Genomic DNA, 16,475 nt, shown 5'->3' with positions numbered 1-16,475 from the left:
TATCATGCGCACCAGCAAGCCCATCACCGTCACACTCGGCAAGCAGCAGGCCATTGTCGACGACCGGCTGGCGTCCGGCGAGTATGAGTCCGCCAGCGAAGTCGTGCGCGCCGGCTTGCGCGCGCTTGAACGGGAAGAAAAGGCGCGAAACGAAGTCTGGCGCCGATTGATTCAGGAATCGCTCGACGATCCGAGGCCGGATGTTCCGGCTGAGGAGGTCTTTGCTGAAATCGAAGACATGCACAAGGAACGCATGAAAGCCGGTCGATGAGCCGTAGGGTTCGCTTTCGTCCCGCTGCTAGGGTCGACCTGCGTGAACTCTATCTCTACATAGCGGATCATGCGAGCCCCGCTGTCGCCGTCGCCTATGTTCGACGCATCCGGGTTGCCTGCGAGAAGCTCGAATTCATGTCTCGTCGCGGTCAACCGCGGGATGACTTGGGATATGGAATTCGGACGTTGCCATTCGAAGGCAGGGCAACGATCGTCTACCGGATCGACGATATAGGCGTTCAAATCGCTCGCGTTTTTCCGGCTGGCAGGGACTACTCCAGCAAAGACATTCCTGATGAGACCTGACACCTACCCCGCCTTCGCCGTAGCCAGCGCGCTCCCGAAGGCCTTGGCGAAGCTGTCGCGGTCGTCCGGATTGAGAAACGTCCCGATGGCAACCTGCTTTCCCTGTCCTTCCACGGTCATCGAGGTAATTCCGATCTCGTCGTGCCGCGCGACCGAGAAGCGCGCCCAGAACGGGTTGAAGTGGTGCTCTCGCGTCTTGCCCGATGGGGCGACCTGGAGGATGTCGAGCGCGGTGCGCGAGACCGAGACGACCTCGCGCGCACGCGCCGCGCGATAGTTTGCGCGGAAGGCGATGTAGACCAGGAGCACGTCGAGCCCGAAGAAGCCGAACACCGGCCAGGCGCCTTTCGACAGGAAGATGACGCCGGTGAAGGCCCAGCCGGCCAGCAGCGCCCCCATCAGCACCATGAATCCCGTTCGGCCAAGCGAGCGGTGCGGCGTCAGCAGCGCACGAAAGAACGGTTCGTCTGGGTCGCGGGCGTTTGTCTCGCTCATCGGCTCCAACTATAGGAGGACGATGGCAAAACTGAAGTCGAAAATCGCTGCCGGGCCGGCCGCGAAGGTCACATCCGCGGGAGCGCGGACCAAGCGCAGGCCGGCGGCCCGTTCCGCCTATTCGCGCGCCGAGATCGGCGAGATCTTCCGTCGCTTCTCCATCCAGAGGCCCGAGCCCAAAGGCGAGCTGGAGCACGTCAACGCCTTCACGCTTTTGGTGGCGGTCGTGCTGTCCGCCCAGGCCACGGACGCGGGCGTGAACAAGGCGACGCGGGCGCTGTTCGCCGTCGCCGACACGCCGCAGAAGATGCTCGATCTCGGCGAGGAAAAGGTCGGCACCTACATCCGCACCATCGGCCTATGGCGCAACAAGGCCAAGAACGTCATCGCCCTGTCGCAGGCGCTGATCCGCGACCATGGCGGCGAGGTGCCGGGAGACCGCGACGAGCTGACGAAGCTGCCGGGCGTCGGCCGCAAGACCGCGAACGTCGTGCTGAACATGGCCTTCGGCCAGCCGACCATGGCGGTGGACACACACATCTTCCGGATCGGCAACCGGTTGAAGCTCGCGCCGGGCAAGACGCCGGAGGAGGTGGAAGACACGCTGGTGCGGATCATCCCGCCCGAATACATGCGCCACGCCCACCACTGGCTGATCCTGCACGGCCGCTATGTCTGCAAGGCGCGCAAGCCAGAGTGCTGGCGCTGCGTGATCGCCGACATCTGCAAGTCGCCGGAGAAGACCACCGACATTCCGGCGCCTCTGGTGCCGCTCGACGAGCTGGACGAGGCGCCGAACCTCGATCAGTAGCCGTAGCGGGCCATGGCCGCTGCGAAGATCGGGATCAGCAGGAAGATCGCCGCCTCGGCATGCATGAAGCGGCGGACACCGCGCACTTCCATGTCGGGCACGACATAGTTCGGGTTGGCCGCCGCTTCCTTGCGCCAGCGCGTGAAGCGGATCGTCGGCGCGATGGACAGGAGGCCGACCAGGAGGAAGGCCGCCATCTTGTGCCAGAACCAGACATTGCCCGAATAGGCTTCCCAGCCCTTCGCGCCCCAGATCAGCCGCGACACGCCGACGACGAGGACCGCCAGCGACAGGGCGCCGTAGACGCCGTCGACGCGGCTGATGCGGCCGACGAGCGCACCCGCGAGACCGGGTCGCACCATCACCAGTTCCGCGGCAAGTGCTGCCATCAAAAGGAAGATCAGCACGTGGTGGAGCGAGGCTAGGACGAAGTCGGTCATCATGGCTGGCATCCGAATGTTTACAGTGTAAAGTTACACTCCCATATCACGCGCCGCTTGTCGACCGGAAAAGCCTCTGCGGTCCTCGCGGGCGGAGATCGCCTTGTGGAGACGCACCATCATCGCGGCCGCGAAGAGCGGCGTGGCGAGGTTGAGCAGTGGAATGGCGAGGAAACCGGCAATGACCAAGCCGGCGAGAAAGATCGTGCCGCCATTGCGGCTGCGCAGCGCCTTGGCCTCCGCCTCCGGCCGGAACCGCATCGCGGCGAACTCGAAATATTCGCGCCCGAGCAGATAGCCGTTCACCACGAAGAAGGCGGCGATATTCACGCCCGGGATCAGCAGGAGGAACAGCGCCACGATGTTGCCAAGGATGACGATGCCGACGAATTTCAGCGACAGCACGAGCGAGCGCAGCGGTGGCACCGCGGTGCCGGGCGGGTCGTCCGGAAAGTCCTCCCGCTCCACAACCTCGGCGATGTCGTCGAGGAACAGCCCCGCCACCAGCGCCGTCACCGGGGCGATCAGCAAGGCAAGCGCAATGGCAAGGCCGATGCCGGCCGCGATCGCCGCGATCAGGCTCAGCCACCCCGCCCAGGCCGGAAAGCCGGGCAGCAGCGCGTCGATCCACGGCATTGCGAGCGCATCGAAGAGACTTTGCAGCCCGAACCAGAGGCCGACGAGGATCAGCAGGGTGAGGCCGATCGACTTCAGCAGGACCGACCGGAACGGCCGCGAGAAGATGCGGCTCGCGGCGGCCTGCGCAGCTTCGACGATCATTGTCGATCTCCTTCACCCTGGTGCGTCCCGACCGGATGCGCGATCGACATAAGAAGGAGTGTCGGGCATGGCAAGGGCGGCGCGGCTGCCATGGAAGGCGCCGGCGCCGCCCTGTCCGGCCGCGAGACTGATCCGCAACTCGGCGGCCGAACCCGTGGCTGGTGCAGCTTGAACGCCGGAACGGAGATATGGTTTCGCCGCAGCGGCTATCTTGGGGCTAGGAAGAGTCGATCAACTTCCTCGGCCAACCTGTCGAGTGCGGCTACGAGGCTGCCGTTTTCGAAAGGTTCTACTAGAGCGCCGTCTGCCCACCGTTCACCGCCCCAATTCTCTAGAAGCCTGAAATACAGCTCTGCCAGATCAATCTCACCGATCCGATTCGGCGTGTCGGGGAGCCAGGCTTTCGTACCGGGATTGTTGTCCAGAAACCTGCTCAAGGCCGGACGAAAGTCCTCGAATTTCTGAAACGGTATCACTGTTAAGAGAAGGCTAGAAAAGCGGTCCAAGGAAGAATGGTAGCAGAGCGTGCTCTCGTCAAAAAATGCCTCTGAGCTCATTGTTCGCAACACGTCGGCTAGAGAGCTTACCCGCTTTGCCCATTCGGCGGTGGATTGAGGAGGAACGGACGGATCGTCGGAAGACATTCCGCCATCCAATCACAGCCCGATCAGCCGCGGAAGGTCCCGCATGTCGTCGAACAGTTCGCCGCCCGCTGCGGCCAGCCCCTCGCGTTCAGCCTCCGGATCGCCCGCATAGGCCAGCGCCCGCATGCCCGCCGCCCGCGCCGCCGTCACGCCGGCGACGGAATCCTCCACGACAACGCAGGCCTCCGGCGTATGGCCCATTGCCTGTGCCGCATGCAGGAAAAGGTCGGGAAAGGGTTTTCCGCGCGAGACCATGCTGACGCTGAACAGCGACTGCTCGAAATAGGACAGCAGCCCGGTCAGGCCGAGCGTCAGCCGCATCTTCGTCAGCTGCCCGGACGAAGCGACGCAGAAGGGAAGTCCGGCCGCCGCGATCGCCGCGACCGCTTCGCCGACATGGGGGATCGGGTCGAGCCCGTTCCTGAACACGTCCGGCAGGCCGTCGTTCCAGCGCTGCACGAAGTCCGCGCCGAGCATGACGCCCGTCGCCTCGACATGCGCCTGCACCGCCGCCATCGGCTTGCCGACGAAGGTGCGACGGCAGTCTTCATAGGAGATCGGAAAGCCCGCCTCGGTCAGCACCTGCGCGAGCCGCTGGTTGCCGAGCCGTTCGGAATCGACCAGCACGCCGTCGCAGTCGAAGATGACGAGGCCGGGCGTCACGAGGTTCCGGTCGATCCGAAACCGCCTGCCCCGCGCGCGGTCTCGCCGGCCAGGCTGTGCTCCTCCACACGCATGCGCGTGACCGGCGCCACGACCAGCTGCGCGATGCGCATGCCGCGCGTCACCTCGAACTCCTCGTCGCCGAGATTGACCAGCAGCACCTTCACCTCGCCGCGATAGTCGCTGTCGATCGTGCCGGGCGTGTTGAGGCAGGTGACGCCGTGCTTGAAGGCGAGGCCCGAGCGCGGCCGCACCTGTCCCTCATAGCCGTCCGGCAGCTCGAAGACCAGTCCTGTCGGCACCAGCGCGCGCCGGCCGGGCAGCAGTATCAGCGGCCGGTCCGCGGCCACGGCGGCGCGCAGGTCCATTCCCGCCGCGCCCTCGGTCTCATAGGCCGGCAGGTCGAGGCCGGCCGAGTGTGGGAGGCGAACGATCGGGAGGGCGGGAGCGCTGGACATGATGCCCGTCTATCCTGCACGCGCGCGCCTCCGTCAATCGCTCCCGCGCATTTCCGGACAACTGTTGACTCTCAAATTCGTCCGCGTTATTTAACCGTAAAGCTAATTAACCGATCGGCTAAATACGTGCCCGAAACCGACCACCTCTCCGCCACCTTCGCCGCGCTCGCCGATCCGACGCGCCGAGCGATCCTCGCCCGGCTGGCGCGTGGCGAAGCGTCGGTGACGGAGATCGCGGAACCGTTCTCGATGAGCCTGCCGGCCGTCTCCAAACATCTCAAAGTGCTGGAGCGGGCAGGCCTCGTCAGAAGGGGCCGCTCGGCGCAGTGGCGGCCGGTGAAGCTTGATCCCGCCCCGCTGAGGGACGCGGCCGGCTGGATCGACCATTACAGGCGGTTCTGGGAGGAGAGCCTCGACCGCCTCGACGCCTATCTCACCCAGCTGCAGGCAGGAGATCCCGATGGAAGCAAACATTGATGTCACCGGCGCCGGCGGTGCCGCGCCCATGCAACTGCCCGACCTCACCTTCAGGCGCGTTTTCGACGCGCCGATCGCCCTCGTCTTCAAGGCCTGGACCGACCCGGCCCATGTCGCGGCGTGGTGGGGCCCGCACGGCTTCTCCAATCCCTTCACGGCCATAGAGCCGCGTCCCGGCGGCCGGTTCCACGTCCACATGCAGGCGCCGGACGGCTCGATCCAGCCGATGGGCGGCCACTTCGTCGAGATCGAGGAGCCGACCCGCATCGTCTTCGTGACCAGTCTGTCCAGCGAGGACGGGGCGACCATCATCGAGAACGTGCACACCGTCACGCTCGTCGAGCGCGGCGCGCGCACCGAGATGACGCTGCATTCGAAGATGGTCCACGCCGCGCCGTTCATGCTGCCGCATGTCGGCGGCATGGAAGAAGGCTGGAGCCAGAGCCTCGAGCGGCTGGCCGCCATCCTGAAAGCGATCTGAACCGCAACCACGCATTCCCAGCCGCATCATCCGGGCAGGAGGAGAACCAGCATGAAAGCCAACACCTACATCTTCTTCGACAGCAACTGCCGCGAGGCCTTCGCCTTCTACGAGAAGCTCGGCATCGGCACCGTGCAGGACATCATCACCAACAAGGACGCCCCTCCCGGCCAGCAATACGACCCGGCGCGCGCCGACAACGTCATGCATGCCTCGCTGAAGATCGGTGACGTGCTGGTGATGGCGTCGGATATGCCGAAGGACTGGTACAAGAAGCCGGAAGGCTACAACATCCACCTGACCGCGCCGAACGTCACCGAGGCGGAGCGGCTCTTCGCGGCGCTGTCGGAAGGCGGCGAGGTGCAGATGCCGCTGGAGAAAACCTTCTGGGCGGAGCGCTTCGGCGCCTGCGTCGACAGGTTCAACATCCCGTGGATGGTGAGCGTCGATCCGGCGCCGGCCGAGTGATTGCCGGCGAAACCCGAACCGAGGAGAAGAGCGATGCCGCTTGCACGACGGATCGAGCCCGATGCGGGCCACGAACTGACGATCACCCGCATCTACGACGCGCCGCGCGCGCTGGTGTTCCGGATGTGGACGGACCCGGACCACATGAGGGTGTGGAGTTGCCCGCGCGGCATGACCATCCCTGAGGCCACGGGCGGCACGGCCGCCACCGGCGGATCGTTCCGGGTGGTGATGCAGCGCGCAGACGGACAGCGCCACGTCATGCGCGGCACCTATGTCGACGTCTCGCCCATCGAGCGCATCTCCTTCACCCACCAGTGGGAGGAGGACGGTTGGGAAGGCAATGGCGGCCTCAGCCCGCTGACGACCGTCACCGTACGCTTCGAGGACACGCTGGACGGCAGGACCAGGCTGACTCTGCACCAGGGCAACTTTCGCAACGCGGCAGTCCGTGACGGCCATGAGGCAGGCTGGACAGAATCGCTCGACAAGCTTGCCGAGCATCTGGAGACGGTATCGTGAAGCTCTACTACTTCGCCGACGGCTGCTCGCTCGCCACCCACATCGCGATGCGGGAGGCAGGGATGGAGTTCGAGATCGAGGAAGTCGATGTCCAGACCCGTCTCACCAGAAGCGGCCGGCCGTTCCCCGAGATCAATGCCAAGGGATACGTGCCCGCGCTCGTCTTCGACGACGGCTCGATGCTGACCGAGAACGTCGCGCTGCTCGACTGGGTGGCGCAGCAATCGGCCAGTTTGAAGCCCGACGAAGGGATGCCCCGGACCCGCCAGACCGAGGCGCTGGCGTTCATCTCGACCGAAATGCACAAACCGTATCTTTCGTTGTTCTTCCTGCCGGGCGACGAAGCCAAGCCGATCCTCACCGGCGCGATACAAGGTCGCTTCGCCCACCTCGCGGCAGGACTTGGCGACGATTACCTGCTCGGCGATCGCTTCTCCGTCGCGGATGCGTTTCTTTACGTGATGCTGCGGTGGGCGGTCATGTCGAAGATGAGCGTCCCCGACCGCTTCGCATCCTATGTCGCCCGCATCGAGACGAGACCGGCCGTCCAGGCCGCGCTCGCCGCCGAAGGTGTACAGACGATCGCGGCCTGAGCCGAACGAAGGAGGAAACGAGATGAGACAGGTCATCGCCAGCGCATTCGTGTCCCTCGATGGCGTGATGCAGGCGCCCGGCGGTCCGGATGAGGACCGGAGCGGCGGCTTCGAATATGGCGGTTGGGTCGCGGGCACCTGGGACGACGGCGTTGGCGAAGCGATCGGCCGGGTCTTCGAACGGCCCTTCGACCTGCTGCTGGGCCGCAAGACCTACGAGATCTTCGCCGCCCATTGGCCGCGTGTCCCGGACGACGATCCGATCGCCCGCCAGTTCAACGCCTGCCGCAAATATGTGGCGACGTCGTCCGACGCACCGCTCGCCTGGGCGAATTCGACCGCGATCCACGATGCTGCCACGGAAGTGCGCCGGCTCAGGCAGACGGATGGACCGGACCTGCTCGTGCAAGGCAGCAGCGGGCTCCTCAAGACCCTGCTCGCGGAAAGGTTGGTCGATGAGATCACGCTGCTGACCTTCCCGCTGGTGCTCGGCAAAGGAAAGACGTTCTTCAGTGACGAAAGCAGGCCGGGAGCCTATTCGGTCGTCGCGTCCAGCCTCACGCCAAGCGGCATCTTCATCGCGACCTACCGCCCGTCGCGACCGGTGCCGACCGCTTCCTTCGCCCTTGATAGTCCCGGAGAGGAGGAGATCGCCCGCCGCAGGAACATCGAGGCGGGCGGCTGAACCCGGCGTGAGGCGGGACGGCCTCGCTTTCTAGCGTCGTCGCTCGAGCCGGCCGCTCCACCAGATCATGAGCAGGGCCAGCATGATCGCTCCAGTCGCAGCCCAGCCCATGGCGCGATGGAAACCGCCGTCGAACATCACGCCGCCGAGCGCCGAGCCGGCGGCCTGGCCGACATAGAGAGACGACGAGTTGAGCGCGATCGCCGCCGCCGCAAGTGCCGGCGCGGCGCCGGCAAGGCGTGCCTGCTGCATCGAGTTCGAGGCCATGAAGCCCGCGCCCCAGACCATCGAAGCAGCGAAGACGAATTCGATCGATCCGACGGTCGCGCTCCACAAGGCCGCTCCGATCGTCATCATAGCGAAGAAAAGCAGCGACGTGCGGACCCCGCCCAACACACCGACGATGCGGGACGCCGCGATGTTGCCGATGAAACCGGCGATGCCGAACATCGCGAAAGCGATCGCGATCTGGGATGGCGTCGCGCCGGCGAGGTCTCCGAGCAACGGGCCGAAAAAGGGGAAGACCACGAACTGGCCGCAGGCGGAAAGGATCGTGGCCGAGAGAAGGACGAGGACCAGCCGGTTGGAGAACAGCCCTCCCCAGCTCTTCAGCGACATTGCAGCGCCGCGCAGTCCCGACGGCACCGACAGTGCCACGCCGGCGGCCGCCACGAGACCGATGGCCGCAAGTCCCCAATGCACGCCGCGCCAGCCATGTTCCGAGGCGAACCAGGCCGCTATCGGGAGGCCGGCGGCCGCGGCGAGCGACCAGCCCGCGAAAATGAAAGAGATCGCGCCCGCCCTTTCCTTCTCGGGCACGATCATCGCGATCGCGCCGGCGGCCTGCGGCGTATAGACCGCCGCGAACGCCATCGCGACGATACGAACCGCCATGAGGCCGCTCAGGCTCGGCGCGAGCGCAGATGCCACATGGCTGAGGGCCAGGCCGGCCAGCGAGAGGGAGAGCAGGAGCCGGCGGTCCAGCGCCGCCCCGCCCCAGGCTGCAAGCGGCGAGCCGATGCAGAGCACCACCGCCCCGAACGTCAGAAGCAGGGCGGCGCTCGTGACCGACACGCCGAGGTCCGCCGACAGCGGGCCGACCATGCCCGCCGGCGCCACGACGGACATGCCGATCAGGAAATTGCCGACAAGGAGCGCGTAGGCCGCCGCACGGGAGGTCATGGGAGTGTCCATTCGATGAGAACTTGCGAGACAGGCCCTATGCCTGGTTGCCGCGCTTTGCAAAGAGGTTCTGGAGGTCGCCGAAGGGCATGGCGTCCCGGGCATATTCGAACGTGCCCTGTTCCAGCATTTCGAGCGCCGCGCGCCGCACCGCGCCGAACGCCGCGGTGGAGAGCTTCGAGCCGACCGAAATGCGCTTTGCCCCGGCCCCGCGCAATGCATCGACCGTAAAGCCCGCAATCGCCAGCACATTGACCGGCCGCGACACCGAGGAACAGACCGCCTTCACCGTCTCGACGTCGGCGAGGCCGGGCGCGTAGAGCACGTCGGCGCCGGCCTTCTCGAAGGCCTGCAGGCGACGGATCGTATCGTCCAGGTCCTTGATGCCCCAGAGGAAATTCTCGGCCCGGGCGGTGAAGACGAAATCGCGCTTCAGCGCGCGGGCTGCCTCGACCGCCGCCTGGACCCGCTCGACGGCGAGCGAGAAGTCGTAGATCGGACTGCTCGGGTCGCCGGTCGAATCTTCGATCGAACAGCCGGCGAGACCGGCGGCTTCCGCGGCGAAGATCGTTTCGGCCGCACTTTCCGCACTGTCGCCCTTGCCCTTCTCGAGGTCCGCCGAAACGGGGACGTCAACGGCCGCGGCCAGTTCCCTGCAATGCGCGATCATGTCCTGGAAGCCGACGGCACCATCGGCCAGTCCGCGCGAGAAGGCGTAGCCGGCACTCGTCGTCGCCAGCGCCCTGTAGCCGAGCGATTCGAGCAGCCGCGCGGTGCCGATATCCCACGGATTGGGGATGACGAAGGTCGTCTCGTGCAGCGCCCGGAACCGGGCCCCCTTGTCCGCGTCCATCGGAATCGTCCCCGCATCCGTCTCGTGCCAAATCTAGGGTCCCGACCACCGGCGGTAAACCGCCCCGTTTGGTCAGGCCGCACGCTCCTGACAAATCTGCCTGGACACGCCTAGGACGGGCCGCATCCTGCTCGGATTTCGGGGCCCCCTGTCGCAGTTCTTTCCGAACTCAGCTATGGAAAGCGGACGGTGCCGGAAAGATCTAAAATCGGGTGGGCGGCATGAAACGTGCGTTTCTCTTCGGGCTCGCGGCCCAACTGGTCATCATCGGCGCGGTCTTCCTCGTGTTCGATGACATGATGCTGCCGATGACGCGATCTCCGGTCATTGGCATTGCCGCGATTGGCCTTGCCGTCGCGAGCGCGGTGTTTGCGTGGAAGGCCGCTCCGCATCCGTCCTGGCCGGTCAAGATCGGGATGTGGATTGCCGGCTTTCTGGCCATCTACCTGGCGATCCCGTTCATCGAACTCGTCGTCGTGCTGATCATCCCCCTGGTCTCGAACTGAAGGCGGCCGCGACGGCCTTGCTCGACAGCTTGGCAGCGTTTTGTTAGAAGCCGGCCCCGAACGGAATTCCATCCATGACCGAGACGATCAAGGACGCCGTCGCGCGTCGCCGCACATTCGCGATCATCGCGCACCCGGACGCCGGCAAGACGACGCTGACGGAGAAACTGCTCCTGTTCGGCGGCGCGATCCAGCTCGCCGGCGAGGTGAAGGCCAAGAAGGACCGGATGAACACCCGCTCCGACTGGATGAAGATCGAGCGCGAGCGCGGCATCTCGGTCGTCACCTCGGTGATGACCTTCGAATATGGCGACAACGTCTTCAACCTGCTCGACACGCCCGGCCACGAGGATTTTGCCGACGACACCTACCGCACGCTCTCGGCGGTCGACTCGGCCGTCATGGTCATCGACGCCGCCAAGGGCATCGAGCCGCGGACGCTGAAGCTGTTCGAGGTCTGCCGGCTGCGCGACATCCCGATCGTCACCTTCGTCAACAAGATGGACCGCGAGGCGCGCAATACGTTCGAGATCCTCGACGAGATCGAGGCGAAGCTCGCCCTCGATACCGCGCCGATGACATGGCCGGTCGGCCAGGGCCGCACCTTCTCCGGTACCTATCACCTGCCCACCAATTCGGTGCGCAAGGGCGACGACGAGATGGAGCGGACGCCCGTCAACGGTCCGGACTCCAACCGCGTCGCCGGGCTCCTGCCGCTCAACGAGCAGGAGGCCTTCATCGAGGAACTGGAGCTCGCCCGCGAAGCCTGCAAGCCGTTTGACCGCCAGGCCTTCCTCGAAGGCCACCTGACGCCTGTCTATTTCGGCTCGGCGCTGCGGAATTTCGGCGTGCGAGACCTGATCGAGGCGCTGGGCGCCTTCGCCCCGCCGCCGCGCGACCAGGAGGCCGACAGCCGTGTCGTGCATGCCACCGAGCCGGAGATGAGCGCCTTCGTCTTCAAGATCCAGGCGAACATGGACCCCAACCACCGGGACCGCATCGCCTTCGTCCGCGTCTGCTCGGGCGAGCTGAAGCGCGGCATGAAGGCCAAGCTCGTGCGCACCGGCAAGCAGATGTCGCTGACCGCGCCGCAGTTCTTCTTTGCCCGCTCACGCATCACCGCCGACGAGGCCTATGCCGGCGACGTGGTGGGCATACCCAACCACGGCACGCTCAGGATCGGCGACACGCTGACCGAGGGCGAGGAAATCCTGTTCCGCGGCGTGCCGAATTTCGCGCCCGAGATCCTGCGCCGCGTGCGGCTGGGCGACCCGATGAAGGCGAAGAAGCTCAAGGAAGCTTTGCAGCAGATGGCCGAGGAAGGCGTCGTGCAGCTGTTCCAGCCCGAGGACGGCTCCCCGGCCATCGTCGGCGTCGTCGGCGCGCTGCAGCTCGACGTGCTGAAGGAGCGGCTGGCGGCCGAATACGGCCTGCCCGTCGATTTCGAGATCGCCCGCTTCACGGTCTGCCGCTGGATCGACGCCGACAGCCCGGCCGAACTCGATCGCTTCATCGACAGCCATCGCGGCGACATCGCCCGCGACCTCGACGGCGACCCGGTCTTCCTCGCCCAGCACGGCTTCGGCCTCAACTACGAAGCCGACCGCTGGAAGCAGATCACCTTCACCGCGATCAAGGACTATCAGGTGCGCGAGGAGACGTGAGCGCCACCATACCCGTTCTGCACGGACGACGGTGAATCGCGATTGCACCATCGCTTGGCGCTCTGCGATAGTGCCCTCCACCCTTGGAGGAGGCCACAATGCTGTTTCTGTACCACGCCCCGATTTCGACCTGCAGCCAGAAAGTGCGTCTCGTTCTGGCCGAAAAAGAGCTGGAATGGGATGGCAAAGCCATCAATTTCGGCAAGGGAGACCACCTGACGCCGGACTATCTGAAGCTCAACCCGAACGGCGTCGTGCCGACCCTGCTGCATGACGGCGACCCGATCATCGAGAGCAGCGTCATCACGGAATATCTGGACGAGGCGTTTCCGGAGAAGAGCGTCCGGCCGAAGGACCTGAAGACGCTGGCTCGCATGCGAGCCTGGCGCCAATATATCGACGAGGTTCCCACGCCGTCGATCCGTCCGATCTCCTTCAATACCTTCTTCGTTCCGATCTGGTCCAAGATGACGGAGGAGGAATTCTGGAACTATACGGAACGCCTGCCTCTGCGAAAGCATTTCTACCGGAAGATGGGCCGCGGCGGCTTCTCGAAGGCTGAAATCGACGAATCCCTCGACCGCCTGACGCAGACTTTGAACCGGATGGAGTTGGCGCTGGAGAACGGGGACTACATCATCGGCGACCAGTACACTCTCGCAGACGTGGCATTGACGCCCACCGTGGTGCGGCTCGAGGATTGCGGGCGGTCCGATCTGTGGGACCATCTTCCCCGCGTCGCAGGCTGGTACGAACGCATCAAAGCCCGGCCGAACTTCGACATCGCCTATATGCCGGGCTCCCGCGATCTTGGCGCGCATATCTAGGCAACCGGAGCCGAAATGCGGAAATGACGCCGAAGATCAGCAGCAGGGAAGCGGCGGCCCGTGCGGCATCCAGGGTCGGCGACGAATTTCCCGAGCTCGCCGACCTCGCCTTCCTGCTCGACTCGCGCTGGCGCATCCCCGTCATCGGCTTCCGCTTCGGTGTCGACGCGGTGGCCGGGCTGCTGCCGGTCGTGGGCGATCTCGCGGCCGGGCTCATCTCGGTCCACATCGTCCACAAGGCCTACCGGCTCGGCGCGCCGCGCCGACTGATCCTGCAGATGGCGGGCAACGTGGCTCTCGACGTCGCGGTCGGATCGATTCCGCTCGCCGGCACGGTCTTCGACATCTTCTTCAAGGCGAACAACGTAAACGTCCGTCTGCTGCGCGAACATCTCGCAGCTCAGGGAAAGAGGCTTCCGCCGCCCCTGCCCGAACAGAAATCGACCGCCGACCTCGGCTAACCCCCTCCGGCCGCGGCTTCAGGGATATTTTTCTGTCGCGTGCAGATGCGATAGAATTGTTATCCGTCGGTTTCTCGGCCAGCCCCGCGATGCGGTCTCGCTGGTCCGCCCGAAGCGCCCTATTTTTACAGGGACACATCAGGAAAGGGAGCATCATGAGCCTGCGTATCAACGACATCGCGCCCGACTTCACGGCGGACACGACCCAGGGAACCGTCCGTTTCCATGACTGGATCGGCGACGGCTGGGCCGTCCTGTTCTCGCATCCTAAGAACTTCACGCCGGTCTGCACCACCGAGCTCGGCACCATGGCCGGCTATGCGCCGGAATTCGCCAAGCGCAACGTCAAGATCATCGGCATCTCGGTCGATCCCGTCGAAAGCCATTCGAAGTGGAAGACCGACATCAAGACCGCGACCGGCTTCGACGTCGACTACCCGCTGATCGGCGACAAAAACCTCGAAGTGGCCAAGCTCTACGGCATGTTGCCGGCCGGCGCCGGCGACACGTCGGAAGGCCGCACGCCGGCGGACAACGCCACGGTGCGTTCCGTCTTCGTCATCGGCCCGGACAAGAAGATCAAGCTGATCCTTACCTACCCGATGACGACCGGACGCAACTTCGCCGAGATCCTGCGCGCGATCGATTCCATCCAGCTCACCGCCAGGCATCAGGTCGCGACGCCGGCTGACTGGAAACAGGGCGAGGACGTCATCATCACGGCGGCGGTCTCGAACGAAGACGCCGTGAAGCGTTTCGGCTCGTTCGACACGATCCTGCCCTACCTGCGCAAGACGAAGCAGCCCACCGCCTGACGCGGTCGAAACCGACACGAAGGAGAGGCCGGCATCGTCCGGCCTTTCTTTTTGGCAAAAGTTAAACCAGTCGGTTGACTATTGCATTTGCATGCGGTAATTAAACCGTATGGTTGAACAACAGCTCGACACCGTGTTTCACGCGCTTTCGGATCCGACCCGCCGCAGGATGCTGGCGAGGCTGAGCGAGGGTGCTCGCTCGATCGGCGATCTCGCGACGCCGCTCGACATGAGCTTCGCCGGCGCGTCGAAGCATGTGCGGGTCCTGGAGAAGGCCGGGCTGGTGCGCCGGCATGTCGTCGGCCGGACCCATTGGTGCCATCTCGAAGCGTTGCGCCTGAAGGAGGCGCGCGACTGGATCGATCGCTACGAACGGTTCTGGACGGGGCGCCTCGACATCCTCGAGGACCTGCTGCGCGCAGACCTCGACGCTGAACAGGAAAAAGGAAAGCCGACATGAGCAGATCCTCCGAAACCTACGGCGCGTTGATCGAGCCGACGACCCTGAAGCTCCAGCGCCTGCTTCCCGGCACGGTGGACCGCGTCTGGGGCTACCTGACGAAGAGCGACCTTCGCCGGAAATGGCTTGCCGCCGGCGAGATGGTGCTGGAACCCGGCGCTCCCTTCGAACTCACCTGGCGCAACGACGAGCTCACCACGCCGCCTGGCCACCGCCCGGATGGGTTTGCGCCCGTCCAGAGCATGGCCAGCCGCATCGTCGAAATCGATCCGCCGCGAAGGCTGGTGATCGGCTGGGGCAGCGAAGGCGAGGTGACCTTCGAGCTCGCGCCCGCCGGCGAACGCGTGCTTCTGACGATCATTCACCGCCGGCTGGTCGATCGCGGCTCGAGGCTCAATGTCAGCGCCGGCTGGCACGCCCATGTCGATATTCTGGAGGCGACCCTCGCCGGCGAAGGGCCCGCTCCCTTCTGGGACAACTGGGTCTCGCTGAAGGGCGACTACGACAGGCTGCTGCCGCCCGCCTGAACCCATCTTCCAACCAGGGAACCAAACCGATGTCAGACAGCAATTTCACCGTCTCCGTCCGCGTGGCCGCGACGCCCGATCAGGCCTTCGCCGCGATCGTCGATCCGCGCTCCTGGTGGGGCGAGAACATCGAAGGCGACGCCAGCCGCGTCGGCGCCGAATGGAGCTACCGCTACAAGGATCTGCATTACTCCCGGCAGAAGACAACCGAACTCGTTCTTGGCCGCAGGGTCGTCTGGGAGGTCGTCGACTCGGCCCTCAACTTCATCGAGGACCGGACGGAATGGACCGGTACCACGATCCGGTTCGACATCGCGCCGAAGGGCGAGCAGACCGAGATCGTCTTCACCCATGTCGGCATCAGGCCCGCGGTCGAATGCTACGCCATCTGCTCGGATGCCTGGACCGGCCTCATCACCGGCAGCCTGCGCGAGCTGATCGAGACCGGCGCCGGCGATCCCGACAGCGTCGAGAAGACGGCGGCCTGAAGGCTACCGCTGCCGCGATGCACTCCTGAAGTCTGAGCCGATCGGACAGCGACCGGCCGGCGCGTCACGCCGGCCGGAGCCGCTCGAAGAGGATCGTCGGCGCGCCGTGATAGGTCGATCTGGCGAATTCGCGGAAGCCGTGTTTCTCGGCAACCCGGATCGACGCGGTGTTGCCGGGATCGATGAGACAGGTCATGCGCATGGCGGGTCTCTGCGCGTCGCCCCAGGCTAGCACGGCCGAGACCGTCTCCGTGGCGACGCCCTTGCCGTGCGCGTCCGGCACGAAGCCCCAGCCGGTCTCCAGCGTGCCCTCGATGCTGGGCGTCAGGTCGCGCTTGAGATCGTGGAAACCCGCCTCGCCGATCAGGCGGTTCGTCGCCTTGTCGATGACGGCCCAGAAGCCGAAGCCCATCACCTGCCAGCTGCCGATGTGGCGCAGATGGCGGATCCATGCCTGCTCGCGGCTCAGCGGCACGCCGCCGATGAAGCGGGTGACGACGGGATCGGCCCACATCTCCGCCTGCGCCTCGAAGTCGCCTTGCGTCATGCCTCTCAGCAGCAGGCGTTCGGTTTCGATGACGGGGATATCCATCGTT

26 protein-coding genes are annotated in these 16,475 nt (G+C 65.3%); 17 read left to right on the top strand and 9 right to left on the bottom strand.

Annotation, left to right across the window (positions count from 1 at the left end):
• Nucleotides 1-4: 4 nt before the first annotated feature.
• Nucleotides 5-271, top strand: a complete 267-nt coding sequence (locus B9Z03_RS07345) for a type II toxin-antitoxin system ParD family antitoxin (RefSeq protein ID WP_085463606.1) — start codon at nt 5-7, stop codon at nt 269-271.
• Nucleotides 268-579 carry a type II toxin-antitoxin system RelE/ParE family toxin gene (locus B9Z03_RS30620; protein ID WP_085463605.1) on the top strand — a complete coding sequence of 104 codons (312 nt, stop codon included), beginning with the start codon at nt 268-270 and terminating at the stop codon, nt 577-579. Before B9Z03_RS07345 ends, B9Z03_RS30620 begins: the two co-directional genes overlap by 4 nt.
• Before the next feature lie 3 nt (nt 580-582).
• Here B9Z03_RS30620 and B9Z03_RS07335 read toward each other — a convergent pair whose 3' ends face one another.
• Nucleotides 583-1,074: a DUF2244 domain-containing protein gene (locus B9Z03_RS07335; protein ID WP_085463604.1), complete on the bottom strand. Its 492-nt coding sequence runs from the start codon at nt 1,072-1,074 to the stop codon at nt 583-585.
• 22 nt (nt 1,075-1,096) lie between these two features.
• On the opposite strand from B9Z03_RS07335, the gene nth reads away from it, so the two are divergent.
• Nucleotides 1,097-1,885: an endonuclease III gene (gene nth, locus B9Z03_RS07330; protein WP_085463603.1), complete on the top strand. Its 789-nt coding sequence runs from the start codon at nt 1,097-1,099 to the stop codon at nt 1,883-1,885.
• Here nth and B9Z03_RS07325 read toward each other — a convergent pair.
• The 5 genes from B9Z03_RS07325 to dut form a co-directional block, all read right to left on the bottom strand.
• Nucleotides 1,879-2,325, bottom strand: a complete 447-nt coding sequence (locus B9Z03_RS07325; RefSeq protein ID WP_085467534.1) for a DUF2214 family protein — start codon at nt 2,323-2,325, stop codon at nt 1,879-1,881. The genes nth and B9Z03_RS07325 overlap by 7 nt on opposite strands.
• A 33-nt stretch (nt 2,326-2,358) precedes the next feature.
• Nucleotides 2,359-3,105, bottom strand: a complete 747-nt coding sequence (locus tag B9Z03_RS07320; RefSeq protein ID WP_085463602.1) for a sulfate transporter family protein — start codon at nt 3,103-3,105, stop codon at nt 2,359-2,361.
• 206 nt (nt 3,106-3,311) lie between these two features.
• Entirely contained in the window at nt 3,312-3,749 is a 438-nt protein-coding gene (locus tag B9Z03_RS07315; protein ID WP_139832195.1) for a hypothetical protein, read from the bottom strand.
• A 12-nt stretch (nt 3,750-3,761) separates the two neighbouring features.
• A complete protein-coding gene (locus B9Z03_RS07310; RefSeq protein ID WP_085463600.1) occupies nt 3,762-4,412 on the bottom strand; it encodes an HAD family hydrolase in 651 nt (216 codons plus the stop codon).
• Nucleotides 4,409-4,870 (bottom strand): dUTP diphosphatase, encoded by a 462-nt coding sequence (gene dut / locus B9Z03_RS07305; RefSeq protein WP_085463599.1) that lies wholly within the window; start codon nt 4,868-4,870, stop codon nt 4,409-4,411. The genes B9Z03_RS07310 and dut overlap by 4 nt, the downstream gene beginning before the upstream one ends.
• A gap of 126 nt (nt 4,871-4,996) precedes the next feature.
• On the opposite strand from dut, the gene B9Z03_RS07300 reads away from it, so the two are divergent.
• Genes B9Z03_RS07300 through B9Z03_RS07275 form a run of 6 tightly spaced genes read left to right on the top strand, consistent with a single transcriptional unit; the run spans nt 4,997 to nt 8,096 of the window.
• Entirely contained in the window at nt 4,997-5,347 is a 351-nt protein-coding gene (locus B9Z03_RS07300; RefSeq protein ID WP_210191350.1) for an ArsR/SmtB family transcription factor, read from the top strand.
• Entirely contained in the window at nt 5,331-5,828 is a 498-nt protein-coding gene (locus tag B9Z03_RS07295) for an SRPBCC family protein (protein WP_085463598.1), read from the top strand. The genes B9Z03_RS07300 and B9Z03_RS07295 overlap by 17 nt, the downstream gene beginning before the upstream one ends.
• A gap of 51 nt (nt 5,829-5,879) precedes the next feature.
• Nucleotides 5,880-6,296, top strand: coding sequence for a VOC family protein (locus B9Z03_RS07290; protein WP_085463597.1), 417 nt, complete (start codon nt 5,880-5,882; stop codon nt 6,294-6,296).
• Nucleotides 6,297-6,329: 33 nt separating this feature from the next.
• Nucleotides 6,330-6,818, top strand: coding sequence for an SRPBCC family protein (locus tag B9Z03_RS07285; RefSeq protein ID WP_085463596.1), 489 nt, complete (start codon nt 6,330-6,332; stop codon nt 6,816-6,818).
• Nucleotides 6,815-7,411: a glutathione S-transferase C-terminal domain-containing protein gene (locus tag B9Z03_RS07280; protein ID WP_085463595.1), complete on the top strand. Its 597-nt coding sequence runs from the start codon at nt 6,815-6,817 to the stop codon at nt 7,409-7,411. Before B9Z03_RS07285 ends, B9Z03_RS07280 begins: the two co-directional genes overlap by 4 nt.
• A gap of 22 nt (nt 7,412-7,433) precedes the next feature.
• Entirely contained in the window at nt 7,434-8,096 is a 663-nt protein-coding gene (locus B9Z03_RS07275; RefSeq protein ID WP_085463594.1) for a dihydrofolate reductase family protein, read from the top strand.
• 30 nt (nt 8,097-8,126) lie between these two features.
• Here the strand turns inward: B9Z03_RS07275 and B9Z03_RS07270 are convergent, their stop codons facing one another.
• Nucleotides 8,127-9,278 (bottom strand): MFS transporter, encoded by a 1,152-nt coding sequence (locus tag B9Z03_RS07270; protein WP_085463593.1) that lies wholly within the window; start codon nt 9,276-9,278, stop codon nt 8,127-8,129.
• A gap of 37 nt (nt 9,279-9,315) precedes the next feature.
• Entirely contained in the window at nt 9,316-10,131 is an 816-nt protein-coding gene (locus B9Z03_RS07265; RefSeq protein WP_085463592.1) for an isocitrate lyase/PEP mutase family protein, read from the bottom strand.
• A 221-nt stretch (nt 10,132-10,352) separates the two neighbouring features.
• Here B9Z03_RS07265 and B9Z03_RS07260 point away from each other — a divergent pair, with 221 nt between their 5' ends.
• From B9Z03_RS07260 to B9Z03_RS07225, 8 genes are all read left to right on the top strand, one after another.
• Nucleotides 10,353-10,637: a hypothetical protein gene (locus B9Z03_RS07260; protein WP_139832193.1), complete on the top strand. Its 285-nt coding sequence runs from the start codon at nt 10,353-10,355 to the stop codon at nt 10,635-10,637.
• 74 nt (nt 10,638-10,711) lie between these two features.
• Nucleotides 10,712-12,301 carry a peptide chain release factor 3 gene (locus tag B9Z03_RS07255; protein WP_085463590.1) on the top strand — a complete coding sequence of 530 codons (1,590 nt, stop codon included), beginning with the start codon at nt 10,712-10,714 and terminating at the stop codon, nt 12,299-12,301.
• 98 nt (nt 12,302-12,399) lie between these two features.
• On the top strand, nt 12,400-13,128 hold the full coding sequence (locus B9Z03_RS07250) for a glutathione S-transferase family protein (RefSeq protein WP_085463589.1): 729 nt from the start codon (nt 12,400-12,402) through the stop codon (nt 13,126-13,128).
• A 23-nt stretch (nt 13,129-13,151) separates the two neighbouring features.
• On the top strand, nt 13,152-13,589 hold the full coding sequence (locus tag B9Z03_RS07245) for a DUF4112 domain-containing protein (RefSeq protein ID WP_085463588.1): 438 nt from the start codon (nt 13,152-13,154) through the stop codon (nt 13,587-13,589).
• A gap of 155 nt (nt 13,590-13,744) precedes the next feature.
• A complete protein-coding gene (locus B9Z03_RS07240) occupies nt 13,745-14,404 on the top strand; it encodes a peroxiredoxin (RefSeq protein WP_085463587.1) in 660 nt (219 codons plus the stop codon).
• Nucleotides 14,405-14,513: 109 nt separating this feature from the next.
• Nucleotides 14,514-14,864: an ArsR/SmtB family transcription factor gene (locus tag B9Z03_RS07235; protein ID WP_085463586.1), complete on the top strand. Its 351-nt coding sequence runs from the start codon at nt 14,514-14,516 to the stop codon at nt 14,862-14,864.
• A complete protein-coding gene (locus B9Z03_RS07230) occupies nt 14,861-15,391 on the top strand; it encodes an SRPBCC family protein (protein ID WP_085463585.1) in 531 nt (176 codons plus the stop codon). Before B9Z03_RS07235 ends, B9Z03_RS07230 begins: the two co-directional genes overlap by 4 nt.
• Before the next feature lie 29 nt (nt 15,392-15,420).
• Nucleotides 15,421-15,879: an SRPBCC family protein gene (locus B9Z03_RS07225; protein ID WP_085463584.1), complete on the top strand. Its 459-nt coding sequence runs from the start codon at nt 15,421-15,423 to the stop codon at nt 15,877-15,879.
• A 64-nt stretch (nt 15,880-15,943) separates the two neighbouring features.
• On the opposite strand, the gene B9Z03_RS07220 is transcribed toward B9Z03_RS07225, so the two are convergent.
• Nucleotides 15,944-16,471, bottom strand: coding sequence for a GNAT family N-acetyltransferase (locus B9Z03_RS07220; protein WP_085463583.1), 528 nt, complete (start codon nt 16,469-16,471; stop codon nt 15,944-15,946).
• Between the last annotated feature and the right edge of the window lie 4 nt (nt 16,472-16,475).

Origin of the sequence: Mesorhizobium australicum, assembly GCF_900177325.1 — a bacterium.
GTDB classification, from domain to species: domain Bacteria; phylum Pseudomonadota; class Alphaproteobacteria; order Rhizobiales; family Rhizobiaceae; genus Mesorhizobium_A; species Mesorhizobium_A australicum_A.
The sequence above is the reverse complement of the archived record's forward strand: the minus strand, read 5'-3'. Positions and strand labels throughout refer to the sequence as shown.

Coding starts and splice junctions, on each gene's coding strand:
- B9Z03_RS07285 (WP_085463596.1), top strand. CDS start 6,330: ATGCCGCTTGCACGACGGATCGAGCCCGATGCGGGCCACGAACTGACG.
- B9Z03_RS07270 (WP_085463593.1), bottom strand. CDS start 9,278: ATGACCTCCCGTGCGGCGGCCTACGCGCTCCTTGTCGGCAATTTCCTG.
- B9Z03_RS07290 (WP_085463597.1), top strand. CDS start 5,880: ATGAAAGCCAACACCTACATCTTCTTCGACAGCAACTGCCGCGAGGCC.
- dut (WP_085463599.1), bottom strand. CDS start 4,870: ATGTCCAGCGCTCCCGCCCTCCCGATCGTTCGCCTCCCACACTCGGCC.
- B9Z03_RS07230 (WP_085463585.1), top strand. CDS start 14,861: ATGAGCAGATCCTCCGAAACCTACGGCGCGTTGATCGAGCCGACGACC.
- B9Z03_RS07295 (WP_085463598.1), top strand. CDS start 5,331: ATGGAAGCAAACATTGATGTCACCGGCGCCGGCGGTGCCGCGCCCATG.
- B9Z03_RS07240 (WP_085463587.1), top strand. CDS start 13,745: ATGAGCCTGCGTATCAACGACATCGCGCCCGACTTCACGGCGGACACG.
- B9Z03_RS07345 (WP_085463606.1), top strand. CDS start 5: ATGCGCACCAGCAAGCCCATCACCGTCACACTCGGCAAGCAGCAGGCC.
- B9Z03_RS07325 (WP_085467534.1), bottom strand. CDS start 2,325: ATGACCGACTTCGTCCTAGCCTCGCTCCACCACGTGCTGATCTTCCTT.
- B9Z03_RS07220 (WP_085463583.1), bottom strand. CDS start 16,471: ATGGATATCCCCGTCATCGAAACCGAACGCCTGCTGCTGAGAGGCATG.
- B9Z03_RS07235 (WP_085463586.1), top strand. CDS start 14,514: ATGGTTGAACAACAGCTCGACACCGTGTTTCACGCGCTTTCGGATCCG.
- B9Z03_RS07250 (WP_085463589.1), top strand. CDS start 12,400: ATGCTGTTTCTGTACCACGCCCCGATTTCGACCTGCAGCCAGAAAGTG.
- B9Z03_RS07260 (WP_139832193.1), top strand. CDS start 10,353: ATGAAACGTGCGTTTCTCTTCGGGCTCGCGGCCCAACTGGTCATCATC.
- B9Z03_RS07265 (WP_085463592.1), bottom strand. CDS start 10,131: ATGGACGCGGACAAGGGGGCCCGGTTCCGGGCGCTGCACGAGACGACC.
- B9Z03_RS07335 (WP_085463604.1), bottom strand. CDS start 1,074: ATGAGCGAGACAAACGCCCGCGACCCAGACGAACCGTTCTTTCGTGCG.
- B9Z03_RS07225 (WP_085463584.1), top strand. CDS start 15,421: ATGTCAGACAGCAATTTCACCGTCTCCGTCCGCGTGGCCGCGACGCCC.
- B9Z03_RS07320 (WP_085463602.1), bottom strand. CDS start 3,105: ATGATCGTCGAAGCTGCGCAGGCCGCCGCGAGCCGCATCTTCTCGCGG.
- B9Z03_RS07245 (WP_085463588.1), top strand. CDS start 13,152: ATGACGCCGAAGATCAGCAGCAGGGAAGCGGCGGCCCGTGCGGCATCC.
- B9Z03_RS07315 (WP_139832195.1), bottom strand. CDS start 3,749: ATGTCTTCCGACGATCCGTCCGTTCCTCCTCAATCCACCGCCGAATGG.
- nth (WP_085463603.1), top strand. CDS start 1,097: ATGGCAAAACTGAAGTCGAAAATCGCTGCCGGGCCGGCCGCGAAGGTC.
- B9Z03_RS07255 (WP_085463590.1), top strand. CDS start 10,712: ATGACCGAGACGATCAAGGACGCCGTCGCGCGTCGCCGCACATTCGCG.
- B9Z03_RS30620 (WP_085463605.1), top strand. CDS start 268: ATGAGCCGTAGGGTTCGCTTTCGTCCCGCTGCTAGGGTCGACCTGCGT.
- B9Z03_RS07275 (WP_085463594.1), top strand. CDS start 7,434: ATGAGACAGGTCATCGCCAGCGCATTCGTGTCCCTCGATGGCGTGATG.